The 13,318-nt window shown below is 35.8% G+C and carries 13 protein-coding genes and 1 other annotated feature; of the genes, 10 read left to right on the top strand and 3 right to left on the bottom strand.

The annotated features are described in order from the left end of the window. The first annotated feature begins 3 nt into the window (after positions 1–3). From argF to ABH960_RS11600, 3 genes are all read left to right on the top strand, one after another. Positions 4–954 carry an ornithine carbamoyltransferase gene (gene argF, locus ABH960_RS11610; RefSeq protein ID WP_002014968.1) on the top strand — a complete coding sequence of 317 codons (951 nt, stop codon included), beginning with the start codon at positions 4–6 and terminating at the stop codon, positions 952–954. A 148-nt stretch (positions 955–1,102) separates the two neighbouring features. Next, positions 1,103–1,654: a DUF2062 domain-containing protein gene (locus ABH960_RS11605; protein WP_404445244.1), complete on the top strand. Its 552-nt coding sequence runs from the start codon at positions 1,103–1,105 to the stop codon at positions 1,652–1,654. A gap of 58 nt (positions 1,655–1,712) precedes the next feature. Then, positions 1,713–1,934, top strand: coding sequence for a hypothetical protein (locus ABH960_RS11600; protein ID WP_404445241.1), 222 nt, complete (start codon positions 1,713–1,715; stop codon positions 1,932–1,934). A 24-nt stretch (positions 1,935–1,958) separates the two neighbouring features. Here the strand turns inward: ABH960_RS11600 and ABH960_RS11595 are convergent, their stop codons facing one another. After that, positions 1,959–2,405: a MarR family winged helix-turn-helix transcriptional regulator gene (locus ABH960_RS11595; protein WP_404445238.1), complete on the bottom strand. Its 447-nt coding sequence runs from the start codon at positions 2,403–2,405 to the stop codon at positions 1,959–1,961. A gap of 72 nt (positions 2,406–2,477) precedes the next feature. Beyond that, complete coding sequence (locus ABH960_RS11590; protein WP_002067002.1) at positions 2,478–3,257, bottom strand: GDSL-type esterase/lipase family protein; 780 nt, start codon at positions 3,255–3,257, stop codon at positions 2,478–2,480. A 364-nt stretch (positions 3,258–3,621) separates the two neighbouring features. Here ABH960_RS11590 and cpdB point away from each other — a divergent pair, with 364 nt between their 5' ends. After that, positions 3,622–5,994 (top strand): bifunctional 2',3'-cyclic-nucleotide 2'-phosphodiesterase/3'-nucleotidase, encoded by a 2,373-nt coding sequence (gene cpdB / locus ABH960_RS11585; RefSeq protein WP_404445235.1) that lies wholly within the window; start codon positions 3,622–3,624, stop codon positions 5,992–5,994. A 49-nt stretch (positions 5,995–6,043) separates the two neighbouring features. On the opposite strand, the gene nhaC is transcribed toward cpdB, so the two are convergent. Then, entirely contained in the window at positions 6,044–7,417 is a 1,374-nt protein-coding gene (gene nhaC, locus ABH960_RS11580) for a Na+/H+ antiporter NhaC (protein ID WP_404445232.1), read from the bottom strand. Positions 7,418–7,694: 277 nt separating this feature from the next. Continuing rightward, positions 7,695–7,914 (bottom strand) — a binding site (T-box leader). A gap of 142 nt (positions 7,915–8,056) precedes the next feature. Here nhaC and ABH960_RS11575 point away from each other — a divergent pair. From ABH960_RS11575 to bioC, 6 genes are all read left to right on the top strand, one after another. Further along, entirely contained in the window at positions 8,057–8,413 is a 357-nt protein-coding gene (locus tag ABH960_RS11575; RefSeq protein ID WP_404445229.1) for a hypothetical protein, read from the top strand. 77 nt (positions 8,414–8,490) lie between these two features. Then, a complete protein-coding gene (gene bioA / locus ABH960_RS11570) occupies positions 8,491–9,924 on the top strand; it encodes an adenosylmethionine--8-amino-7-oxononanoate transaminase (RefSeq protein WP_404445226.1) in 1,434 nt (477 codons plus the stop codon). Further along, positions 9,924–10,652 (top strand): dethiobiotin synthase, encoded by a 729-nt coding sequence (bioD, locus tag ABH960_RS11565; RefSeq protein ID WP_404445224.1) that lies wholly within the window; start codon positions 9,924–9,926, stop codon positions 10,650–10,652. The genes bioA and bioD overlap by 1 nt, the downstream gene beginning before the upstream one ends. Next, positions 10,618–11,805 (top strand): 8-amino-7-oxononanoate synthase, encoded by a 1,188-nt coding sequence (gene bioF, locus ABH960_RS11560; protein ID WP_404445221.1) that lies wholly within the window; start codon positions 10,618–10,620, stop codon positions 11,803–11,805. The genes bioD and bioF overlap by 35 nt, the downstream gene beginning before the upstream one ends. Then, a complete protein-coding gene (locus ABH960_RS11555; RefSeq protein WP_404445218.1) occupies positions 11,802–12,542 on the top strand; it encodes an alpha/beta fold hydrolase in 741 nt (246 codons plus the stop codon). The genes bioF and ABH960_RS11555 overlap by 4 nt, the downstream gene beginning before the upstream one ends. Beyond that, a complete protein-coding gene (bioC, locus tag ABH960_RS11550) occupies positions 12,508–13,317 on the top strand; it encodes a malonyl-ACP O-methyltransferase BioC (protein ID WP_404445215.1) in 810 nt (269 codons plus the stop codon). Before ABH960_RS11555 ends, bioC begins: the two co-directional genes overlap by 35 nt. Position 13,318: the final 1 nt, after the last annotated feature.

Genomic DNA, 13,318 nt, shown 5'->3' with positions numbered 1-13,318 from the left:
TTCATGTCAACTGTACAAGTACCGAAATTAAATACGAAAGATCTTTTAACGTTAGAAGAATTGACGCAAGAAGAAATCATTTCTTTAATTGAGTTCGCTATATATTTAAAAAAGAACAAGCAGGAGCCTTTATTACAAGGGAAAATATTAGGTCTCATTTTTGATAAACATTCAACCCGTACTCGCGTTTCTTTTGAAGCAGGAATGGTACAGCTCGGAGGACATGGAATGTTTTTAAGTGGAAAAGAGATGCAAATTGGCAGAGGAGAAACGGTGTCAGATACTGCGAAAGTACTATCTCATTATATTGATGGAATTATGATACGCACATTTTCGCATGCGGATGTAGAGGAGCTTGCAAAAGAGTCCAGTATCCCAGTTATTAACGGTTTAACTGATGATCATCATCCTTGCCAAGCATTGGCAGATTTAATGACGATATATGAAGAAGTTCATACGTTTAAAGGAGTTAAATTAGCTTATGTAGGTGATGGGAATAATGTATGTCATTCACTATTGCTAGCGAGTGCAAAAGTCGGAATGAATATGACTGTTGCAACTCCTGTAGGGTATGAGCCGAATGAAGAAATTGTTAAAAAAGCATTAGCGATTGCTGATGAAACAGGGGCTGAAATTGAGATTTTGCATAATCCTGAATTAGCGGTAAGTGGAGCAGATTTTATTTATACTGACGTTTGGATGAGTATGGGCCAAGAAGGAGAAGCAGAAAAATATACTTTATTCCAGCCTTTCCAAGTAAATAAAGAGCTTGTTATACATGCAAAGCAAACATATCGTTTCCTGCACTGCCTGCCCGCTCATCGTGAAGAAGAAGTAACTGGAGAGATTATAGATGGGCCACAGTCTATCGTTTTTGAGCAAGCTGGTAACAGGTTGCACGCGCAAAAAGCTTTATTAGTGAGTTTATTTAAAAATATAGAAGAGCCTTCCTAAAAGGGAGGTTTTTTTATATGGAAATGTCGGATGTATATTTAGTTAATTATCTCTATATCATTTATAATAAAAAGAGCAAACTAAATTTGTTTTTCATATCATGTAAGGACATACTAGATAAAAAAATATAGTTAAAGAGATGATGAATTTGAAAACAACTAAGAAAACATATTCGTTTTTTCAGCGGATGTGGAGAATATTAAAGTTTCAATATTTTAGGTTGCTTCGATCGCCAGAAGGAGCAAAGAAAGTGTCACTAGGTTTTGCTATTGGATTTGGTTTAGAAATGTTGGTGATTTATACGGCATCGCTCGTATATTTAATATTTTATCCAATTGTCAGGTTAGCAAAGGGATCTTTTCCAGCCGCAGTCATTGGTAATATTATTGGGAAAATATCGTTTCTCCCAGTATTTTTATTTCCGTTTGCTTATGCGCTAGGAAAAATGATTTACCCATTTCATGTACAGAAAATACATCATGAACCATTTACGATATCAGATTTGTTTTCGAGCCATATTTTTACGATGTTAAAGAGCTTATTACAGAGTGAAGTATATGTATTAATTGGTATGACGATAATAGGAATTGTGTTTGGGGTAATTTCATATTTCGTTGTGCATTATTTATATGAAAAGAATCGTAAGTTACGTTTGAAGAAAAGAAAGAAACAAGTGAGAGAACCACTTGTTCAAATATAAAGAATGTCACATTCATTTTCTCCTTTGAATATGTTTAAGAAAAAGGGGGAGAGAATGAATGTATTATTACTATGTACCTCAAGTATATCCATATACAAATTATTATCCTGTAACTGGAGCGAGACAGCAATTCGGAGTATATCCGCAGCAACAAATACAACAAATACAACAAATGCAACAAATGCAACAGCCTGAGCAGCAACCTGTTCAAGAACGAAAACCGTATTTAATGACATGGCCGTATTCAAATGTATACTATGGTAATTATTACGAATCATAAAGCTGCTTCTATTTAGAAGCAGCTTTATGCGTTTGTTTTCAAAATTAAATTTTGAATGGTTTTAAGAGAATAAATGAGCTTTTCACGCTCTTCCTCAGATAATGTTTGAAAATTTTCTTTTAGTTTGCCTAAAATGAATTGCTGATACTGAATTACTAACATTTTCCCTTCAGTTGTTAGGGAAATTAAAATGACCCTTCGATCTTTTTCGCTATAATGACGCTCTATTAGCTCTTCTTGAATAAGTTTGTTTAATAGAGGGGTCATGTTAGGCCGTGAAATCGCTAGCCGCTTGCCAATTTCTGAAACTGCTAATGTAGCATTTTCATGCAAAAGCAGTAACACTTGCGTATGTGATGGCGGCATATGTCTTTGAGAAGAAAACTCTCCAGGAAGCATAAATTTGCGATAAAAAAGAGGCACTAGCGAAAGAAGATGATCAACAATACGTTCCCACTCGCGTGATTCCATATAACGGCCCCCTTCCACTATCATTGTAACAAAAAAGACAAGGTATAAAAATAGAATTGTTTCATGGTAGCCTTAATATTTGTAGGATAACACTTGCTTTGTAAATGTATTGGCAATAATCGCATAACCGTTATCATTTGGGTGTACTTGGTCAAATAGTAACTCTTTTTTATCATTCGAAATTAATTTGCGAATTGGTAAAACGATCGACGGTTGATGTGCTTTTGAAATAGAATAAATAGAATCATTCCAACCGTCTAAAAACATATCTGCATAACTTGCGATGGAGTCATCTAGTTGTAAAGGGTTATAGAGTTCAGAGAGAATGAGTAAAGCATTCGGATTTTGATCTCGAACGGTCTTTACAATATTTTTCACATCCGTTTCAAAACGGGCTTTTTCTTTATTTAACATTTTAATACCATCTATAACACCTACATCACGATTTAAGCGGAATAAATTATTTCCTCCAATACTAATAGTAATGATATTTGCTTCCCTAATTTTTTGTTGAACTTCTTCTGACTGGACTTTCTTAACAAGACGATCTGTAGTGAGACCATTTACACCGAGGTTTTCTACCGTAATTGGTTTATGAATTTGTCCTTCTAATTGTCTAGAAGCTAATTCGGCAAATCCCCCTTGTGTAGATCCATATCCTTTTGCAAATGAATCACCTAATACGAGGTGATAAAAGGAGTCGTTCGTTTGCTTATCAATCCAACTCGGAGCAGATGTTTTTTCTGCTTTTCCTTCAGTTCCTTTTTGTTCTATCTCATCGTTCTTTTCAAAATTAGAACAAGAAATGATTAGAAGGAGGAGACAAACAATTGTTAAGATGACTTTTTTCATAAATTCATCCTCCTTGTAATTGGTAATTGTATCATATTCAGCAGTATTAGCAATGTAAGGGCATATTATATGTTTATGAAAAGTTTACAATGACTTTACAGAAAATTTGTAGAAGTTTGTCAAAAAATATTGACGATACGAAAGAGTTTTATATATGATAATGTCAGATAAGGTGAAATGCTGCTTAGTGGGAGCTTTATCTCCCGTTAATTGTTAGTCTTCATCAATCGAGCGTTTAAGGGGACTACTCGTTAGCGCAGGATGAAATGAAAATCGTGTCTCTAATAGAAGAAAAAAGTATGTGGTTAGAGACAGATAGGGATTCATTTCATTATTTCTGGTAATTGTATAAGGGGGATTTTTTGTGAAAAAGTCAAAAAAAATGTTAGCTGGAGCAACTCTTGCTATTGGCGTTATAGCACCGCAAGTGTTGCCAACAACAGCTCAAGCAGAGGAAAAAATTGGGGAGAGTACAGTTAACTTACGAATTTTAGAAACATCAGATATTCACGTTAACTTAATGAATTACGATTATTATCAAACGAAAACAGATAATAAAGTAGGTCTCGTGCAAACTGCAACACTTGTTAATAAAGCGCGTGAAGAAGCGAAGAACTCTGTCCTATTTGATGATGGGGATGCATTACAAGGGACACCGCTTGGAGATTACGTAGCGAATAAAATAAATGATCCGAAAAATCCTGTGGATCCTAGTTATACACATCCATTATATCGTTTAATGAATTTAATGAAGTATGACGTCATCTCTCTTGGGAATCATGAATTTAACTACGGTTTAGATTATTTAAACAAAGTGATTAGTAAAACAGAATTCCCAGTTATTAACTCGAATGTTTATACAGATGATCATGATGGTATTGAAGAGAATGACAAGCATTACTTTGAACCATATCATATTTTTGAAAAAGAAGTAGAGGATGAATCTGGCCAAAAACAAAAAGTGAAAATTGGTGTAATGGGATTTGTTCCACCGCAAGTTATGAACTGGGATAAAGCGAATTTAGAAGGAAAAGTAAAAGCGAAAGATATTGTTCAAACAGCGGAAAAGTTAGTTCCAGAAATGAAAGCAAAAGGTGCGGACGTTATCGTTGCACTAGCTCATTCAGGCGTTGATAAGAGTGGATACAACGTTGGAATGGAAAACGCATCATATTATTTAACAGGAGTTGCTGGTGTTGATGCAGTATTAATGGGACATTCACATACTGAAGTGAAGGATATATTTAATGGTGTTCCAGTTGTAATGCCTGGTGTTTTTGGTAGTAACTTAGGTATTATTGATATGCAATTGAAAAAGGTAAACGGAAAATGGGAAGTGCAAAAAGATCAGTCTAAGCCACAACTTCGTCCGATTGCTGATAGTAAAGGTAACCCATTAGTAGAATCTGATCAAAAATTAGTTAATGAAATTAAAGAAGATCATCAAGCGACAATCGATTATGTAAATACAGCTGTAGGTAAAACGACAGCACCAATTAATAGTTATTTTTCATTAGTACAAGATGATCCTTCCGTACAACTTGTGACAAATGCACAAAAATGGTATGTAGAAAAACTATTCGCTGAAAACGGACAATATAGTAAATATAAAGGAATTCCAGTATTATCTGCAGGGGCGCCATTTAAAGCAGGTGGCCGAAACGGTGCTACATACTATACGGATATTCCAGCAGGGACGTTAGCAATTAAAAACGTAGCGGATTTATATGTATATCCAAATACGTTATATGCTGTAAAAGTAAACGGGGCACAAGTGAAAGAATGGCTTGAAATGTCTGCTGGTCAATTTAATCAAATTGATTCAAAGAAAACAGAAGAACAACCATTAGTAAATATAGGTTATCCTACATATAACTTTGATATTTTAGATGGCCTAAAATACGAAATTGACGTAACGCAACCAGCGAAATACGATAAAGATGGCAAAGTTGTAAATGAAAATACGAATCGTATTGTAAATATGACGTATGAAGGTAAGCCTGTAGCTGACAATCAAGAGTTTATTGTGGCTACAAACAACTATCGTGGAAGTAGCCAAACGTTCCCTGGTGTAAGTAAAGGCGAAGTTGTATACCAATCACAAGATGAAACGCGTCAAATTATTGTGAAGTACATGCAGGAAACACCAGTTATTAATCCAGCAGCAGATCAAAATTGGACGTTTAAACCGATTATTGCAGATAAATTAAATACAACATTTGATTCTTCACCAAATGCACAAAACCATATAAAGAAAGATGGAAAAATATCATATGTTGGACCATCTGAAAATGAATTTGCTAAATATGCAATTGATATAACGAAGAAGAATGATAAGGAAACTGGTGGAGAGAATCCAACGACACCGCCAACAGGTGAAGGCAATAACGGAGAAAATCCAACGACACCACCAACAGGTGAAGGCAATAATGGAGAGAATCCAACGGCACCGCCAACAGGTGAGGGCAATAACGGAGAAAATCCAACGACACCACCAACGGATGAAGGTAATGCTGTTAATGAACCAAAACAAGATGGAAACAACGCAGGATCTGGACAAACTACAACGGATAATCAAAATACAAAAGAAACTGTAAGTGAAAATAAAGAAGCAGATAAAGAGGAACGTGATTTACCGAAAACAGGTACAAGTGTTGCTTCTACAATTGGAGCAGGTCTGGCGTTTGTTGGAGCGGGATTACTTATGTTATTTAGAAGAAAGAAAGCGAATAGATAGCGGAGAAATATAAAAAGGATCACCGATTAAGGTAATCCTTTTTATTATATTATGAAACTGGTACTGCTTTTTCTTTCTTCCATGAAAGGCCAAATCCAGTAAAGCCGACGATAATCGTTAAGACTGGGCAAGCTAAACAGAAGATTGCGTATGGAAGGTAATCGAATGTTGGAACGCTAAGGACGTTTGTTAAGAATACGCCACTTACACCCCATGGTACGAGCGGGTTAATGACTGTACCTGCATCTTCTAATACGCGTGATAAATTACGACGTTCTAAACCGAGTTCATCGTATTTATTAGCGAATGCTTGTCCTGTTAAAACGATGGATAAGTACTGCTCACCAAGTAAGAAGTTTACACCAATTGCAGTTGAAGCAGTAGAAATAATTAAGCGTGTGCTATTTTTTACAAAGCTAGAGATAATATTCATCAGCTGCGCTATAATACCCATTCCTTGTAATAATCCTCCCATACAAAGAGCTAGGAAAATAAGAGCAATCGACATCATCATACTTTGTAGACCACCGCGAGATAGTAAGCTATCAATGTCTTTAATACCAGTTTTAGAAACGTAGCCGTCTTGCATAATTTTCATTAAATCAGCTAAAGAAGTGCTAGGTTTAAAAATAAAGAGAATAATAATTCCTACCACAATTCCTGCAAGCAATGTTGGAACTGCTGGAACTTTTTTAAATGCGAATAGGAACAGTAATAAAATTGGAATAAGTGTAACGATAGAAATCGTTGTGTGTTTTTCTAACGTGCTAATAAAGTTTGTGAAGTCAACGTCTCCACTAGTACCGCTTCCTAAAATGAAAAATGCGATAAAAGCAATAATGAAAGCAGGAACTGTTGTCCAAAGCATGTTACGAATATGCTCAAATAAATCTACCCCCGTTACAGCAGGAGCTAAGTTTGTTGTATCAGATAAAGGAGACATTTTATCTCCAAAGAATGCACCAGAAATAATTGCACCAGCGATCAGAGCTGGATCGTATCCGAGAGCACTACCCATTCCCATAAAGGCAAGTCCTACAGTTGCGGCAGTCGTAAAGGCACTACCGATACTTGTTCCAACAATTGCACAAACAACAAAAACAGTTGGGACGAAAATTTTAGGAGATACAAGCTGGAAGCCGTATACCATTAAAGTTGGAATTGTTCCAGCAGCGATCCAAACACTAATTAATACGCCCACAAGTAAGAAAATAAAAATAGATGGAATACCAGCTGAAATACTACTGATCATCCCTTTTTCCATAGTAGACCAAGAGATTTTTTTCATAAATCCAAATGCTAATAAAAGAACGATACCAAATAAAATTGGGATGTGTGGTGAAACTTCTAATTGGATAACACTAAAGCCGATACAGAAAAAGATAAATAATGTTAAAAGAACAGATTCAATTTTTGAAACCATTGTGTTTCCCTCCTAAGTAATTTAAAATAGCTCTTTTTTATATAAAATTCGCCAATATTGTATATTTCCTTCTAAAATTTAGAATTTTGTGACAAATTACCGGTAATTGTCAACATCTCAATATGATACGGAAATGATTGGATAAAAAAACGCCCCTGCATATAATTATGCAGGGACGAAGAAATCGCGGTACCACCCTAGCTTGTGAAAGGAATGTATCACAAAATAAAGGGTCATATGATATGCGCTCATAAAATAAAAACGCCCCTGCAATATATGCAGGGACGAAAAATTCGCGGTACCACCCTAAATTGTGAAACAGTTTCGTTTCACCACTCTTTAGACATAACGGTCTAAACCGTCTTTCACTACTCCTCACGTTTCGTAAAAGAAGCTCCAGGGGGTAATTCATAAATCGCTCTGTACTGGTTCGCACCGACCACCAGTTCTCTGAAATCAGAAAACGAAATACTACTAAATCCTATCAACGCCGATTCATATGATGTTAGTTAAATTTTTATCATATATTCATCATACATGTCAATAAAAACATTCGATATTTTTTTAGGGAAATAAAGGAGAAATGTTTTTAATACTGTAAAAGTGTGCGTTATAATGAATTTGAAAGGGGAGGAAAGAGTGAAGAAAAAAATAATTCTTTTTACCACCTTACTAGTCGTTGGCGGAAGTGCTGGAATTTACACAGCTTTTGCAGCTGAATCAGAGCAGTCGAAACAAAAGCAAATACAGCAGTCAGAAGTGAAGAAAGTGAAAGAAAATGAAGAGAAGAAATCGATGGAAAAAGCAGCTACGAAACTAGGAGTTTCTACTGAGGGGAAAACAAAAGAAGAGGTTACAAAAGAAGTAGATACCACTAGATTTGAGCAGCGCCATGATTTGTTAATTGAGCATGCTAAGCAACTTGGAATTGATACAGAAGGAAAAAAAGATGAAGAGATTATTTTAGAAATTGGAAAGATACAACATGGAAAGTAGAACAACTTATCGTATGATAAGTTGTTCTTTTTTAAGAACTATTTGATTTAAAAATAATTGACAGTCATTTATTTTTAATGTTAACTTTATTTATAAATAAGTTAACATTAGGGGTGGCAATTGTGGCTGTTAATAGTAACACGAGTGAAAAATCATCTTATACATATGAAGAATTATCGAAGAAGAATAAAGATTACGTATGGCACCCATTTACACAAATGAAAGATTATTTAGAAGAAGATCCTGTCATTATTGAACGTGGAGAGGGAAGAAAGCTATACGATGTAAATGGAAATGAATATTGGGACGGTGTTTCATCTATTTGGTTAAATGTTCATGGGCATCAAGTACCAGAACTAGATGAGGCAATTCGCGAGCAATTAAATAAAATTGCTCATTCTACTATGCTAGGACTTGCTAACGTTCCATCTATTTTATTAGCAGAAAAAATAATTGAAGTTGTACCAGAAGGTTTGAAGAAAGTATTCTATTCAGACTCTGGTTCTAGCGCCGTTGAAATTGCAATTAAGATGGCCTTTCAATATTGGCAGCATAAAGGAAAACCGAAAAAACAAAGATTTGTTACATTAAAAGAAGCATATCACGGTGACACGATAGGTGCTGTTTCAGTGGGGGCAATAGACTTGTTTCACCAAGTGTATAGTTCACTATTATTTGAGGCAATTAAAATGCCGTATCCATATACATATCGTTCTCCTTATGGAGATAATAAGGAACAAATTGTAAAGAAACATTTAGAAGAAATGGAAGAAATGCTACAAGAAAAACATGAAGAAGTAGCAGCTATTATTGTGGAGCCATTAATGCAAGGTGCTGGTGGGATGATTACAATGCCAAAAGGATACTTAAAAGGGCTTCGCGATTTATGTGCAAAATACAATGTATTATTTATTACAGACGAGGTAGCGACTGGATTTGGGCGTACCGGGAAAATGTTTGCATGTGAACACGAGGATGTGACGCCAGACATTTTAACAGCCGGAAAAGGTTTAACAGGTGGTTATTTACCGGTGGCAATTACGGTAACGACAGATGAAATTTATAATGCCTTTTTAGGAGGCTATGAAGAACAAAAAACGTTTTTCCATGGTCATAGTTATACAGGGAATCCGTTAGGTTGTGCCGTAGCAATTGCAAATTTAGAACTATATGAAAAGACTAATTTAATAGAAGATGTTGCGCATAAAGCAGAATATGTAGCGGCACAATTAGAAGCTCTTAATGAATATAAGCACGTAGGAGATATTCGTCAGTGTGGGCTAATGGTTGGTATTGAACTTGTGAAGAATAAGGAAATGAAAGAATCGTTTGAATGGACAGAAAGAGTCGGTGTTCAAGTGTGTAAACGCTCAAGAGAGCTGGGCATGATTTTGCGACCACTCGGTAATACGATTGTATTTATGCCTCCTCTTGCATCTACGGTGGCTGAGATTGATGAGATGTTACGCATTTTATATAAAGCAATCTCGGATGTTACGGAGGGAGAGTAATGAGTGGTTTCTTTATAACAGCAACGGATACAGAAGTTGGCAAAACGGTAGTGACAGGAGCATTGGCAGGTATATTTCGAGAGCGTGGACATAATGTTGGTGTATATAAACCGTTGCAAAGTGGACATGTTGCATCAAATCCTGAGGGTGATGCAGCAAGGTTAAAAGCATTATCGGGTGTACCGACAGAAGAGGATGAAATTTGTCCTTATTCCATTGAAGAACCACTTGCTCCGAGACTTGCCATGAAAAGAGCTGGAAGGACAGTAACGTTAAAAGAAATTACTGATCACTATAATGAACTACTAAAAAAGTTTAATAGCCTATTTGTAGAAGGGGCTGGTGGGCTTGCAGTTCCATATACAGAAGATGCTTTAGTGATTGATTTTGCAAAAGAATTACAGCTTCCTCTTATTGTAGTAGCGCGTCCTACGCTTGGGACAGTTAATCATACTATTTTAACAATTTCTTATGCAAAAGCACATGGATTAAAAGTAGCAGGTGTAATTTTATCTGGATGTAAAGGATATGAAAAAGAAAGAGTGCAAGAAAATAAAATAATGATTGAGGAGTTAAGTGGCGTGCCGGTTTTAGGGTTATTACCATTCCTTGAAGGTGAGTTTACAAGGGAAGAATTATTGGAATCGGCAAAAGAACATATTATGATTTCAAAATTAGAGGAGCTCATCCAAAATGAATCAAATGTGGCGCACGCATCTTCAATCTAAAGTAGAACAATTAAAGGAGCAAGGGCAGTATCGTAATTTACATGTAACAGAGAAAGCGGAAGAGACATGGCTTATTCGAAATGAGAAAAGGATGCTAAATTTAGCATCAAATAATTATTTAGGGTTAGCTGGAGATGAAAGGTTGAAAGAAGCTGCTATTGTCTGCACAAAAAAATATGGAACTGGAGCGACTGCCTCTCGTCTCGTTGTAGGAAATTATCCACTGTATGAAGAGGTTGAGAGAAGTATATGTGATTGGAAAGGTACTGAAAAAGCTTTAATTGTAAATAGCGGGTATACAGCAAATGTAGGTGCTATATCTGCTTTATCCTGTCGTCACGATATGGTTTTTAGTGATAAATTAAATCACGCAAGTATTGTTGATGGAATTATATTAAGCGGAGCAGAGCATAAAAGATATCGTCATAATGATTTGGATCATTTAGAAAAGATGTTGCAAATAGCGTCACCAGAAAAGAGAAAATTAATCGTAACAGATACGATTTTTAGTATGGATGGAGATATTGCATATTTGAGAGGCTTAGTTCAGCTGAAAGAGAAATACGGGGCAATCATTATAGTTGATGAAGCACATGCAAGTGGAATATATGGAATCGGTGGAGCCGGATTATCTCATGTAGAAAAAGATATTGCTCAAAAAATTGATATACATATGGGGACGTTTAGTAAGGCTTTAGGGTGTTATGGTGCGTATTTAACGGGTGATTCCATTTATATAGAGTATTTACAAAATATGATGAGAAGCTTGATTTTTACTACAGCTTTACCACCAGGAACATTAGGGGCGATCCGAAAAGCAATTGAAATTGTGAAAGAAGATAACGAAAGAAGAGAGCGACTTATAGAGAATGGTGCATATTTCAGGACGCATTTACAAGAAGCTGGTTTTGATATTGGGAATAGCTCAACTCATATTGTACCGATTGTAGTTGGGTCAAATGAAAATACTTTACGGTTTAGTGAAAGGTTACAAGAGGTAGGTATCGCAGCCATTGCAATTCGTCCGCCGACTGTTCCAGTTGGTAGTTCCCGAGTCCGTTTTGCAGTTACGTCACAACATACAATAGCCGATTTAAAATGGGCTATTCAGCATATTATATGCATTGGTAAAGAAGAGGGGTTTTTAGTATGAAAGAGCTAAAGCTTATTTTTATTCCAGGATGGGGAATGGAAGAAGGTGTTTGGACTTTGGTTCTGCCGTATTTTAAAGGATATTCTGTTCAATGTATAGATTGGCGTAACGTGAAAGAACAAAGTGAATTTGCGGGGCGAATAATAGATGTATCGCAGGATGAAAATGTAATTTTAGTTGGATGGTCACTAGGAGCGTTAGCGGCAGTACAAGCTTATAAAAAGATTAAGGCCCAAGGTATGGTACTAATTGGTGGTACCGCTAAATTTACCAATACAAGTGACTATACAAGTGGATGGAATTCCTTGCATGTAGAACGTATGAAAAAGAATTTAACGAGAAAAAAAGAAGATACTTTGAAGCGTTTCTATGAAAATATGTTTACAAAAAGTGAGCTGAGGGAGAATACGAGTTTTGAAGAGATTGCGCAGAAGTTTAAAGGAGACTCGATTCAGTCTTTACAATTAGGCTTAGATTATTTAATAGAAACAGATATGAGAAATGAAGTAATAGATATGAAAGCCCCGCTGTTACTCCTTCATGGAGAGCAGGATGTAATATGTCCATTGTCTGCAGCCCATAGTATGGCCAATAATACGAATGCCAACCTAAAAGTAGTAAGCGGTGCTGGGCATGCATTATGTGTAACGAATTTTGAATATTGCGCAAATGAAATTATTCAATTTGTAGAGGGGATACGACATGATCAACAAAACGTTACTGCAAAAACGGTTTAACGGGGCGGCTGTATCCTACGATCAATATGCAAATGTACAAAAAAAGATGGCGTATTCGTTACTTTCTACATTGAAGGAACGATATAGTGAAACATCATCGATACGTATTTTAGAACTTGGATGCGGGACAGGATATGTAACAGAGCAATTATCAAATTTATTTCCGAAAGTTCATATTACAGCTGTGGATTTTGCTGATGAGATGATTGCAGTCGCGAAAACTAGAAAAAGTTTGGAAAATGTGATGTTTCGATGTGAAGATATTGAACAATTAAAATTAGAAAATTCATATGATGTCATCATTTCAAATGCTACATTTCAATGGCTTAATGATTTAAAAGAGACAGTGAAAAATTTATTTAACTATTTGTCTGAAGAAGGAATATTATTATTTTCCACGTTTGGTAATACGACTTTTCAAGAATTGCATACGTCTTTTCAGCGCGCTAAGAAAGAAAAGGGGATACACAATTGTACTTCAATAGGACAACGATTCGTTTCGAAAGAACAGTTAGTAAATATATGTGAAATGCCATTAGGAAATGTACATGTTTCTGAAACATGTTACATAGAAAGATTTGCAGAAGTTAGGGAGTTTCTACATTCTATTCGAAAAGTAGGAGCGACCAATAGTAATGAAGAGTCTTATTGTCAAAGCCCTTCACTCTTTCGTACGATGCTTCGTATATACGAAAGAGACTTCACGGAAAAAGAAGGGATAGTAGCAACATATCATGCTTTATTTACGTATATAACAAAAGAGGGGAAGAGATGAA

This window comes from Bacillus sp. RC252 (genome assembly GCF_044909215.1).
GTDB classification, from domain to species: domain Bacteria; phylum Bacillota; class Bacilli; order Bacillales; family Bacillaceae_G; genus Bacillus_A; species Bacillus_A mycoides.
This window is presented reverse-complemented; position numbering and strand designations above follow the sequence as displayed.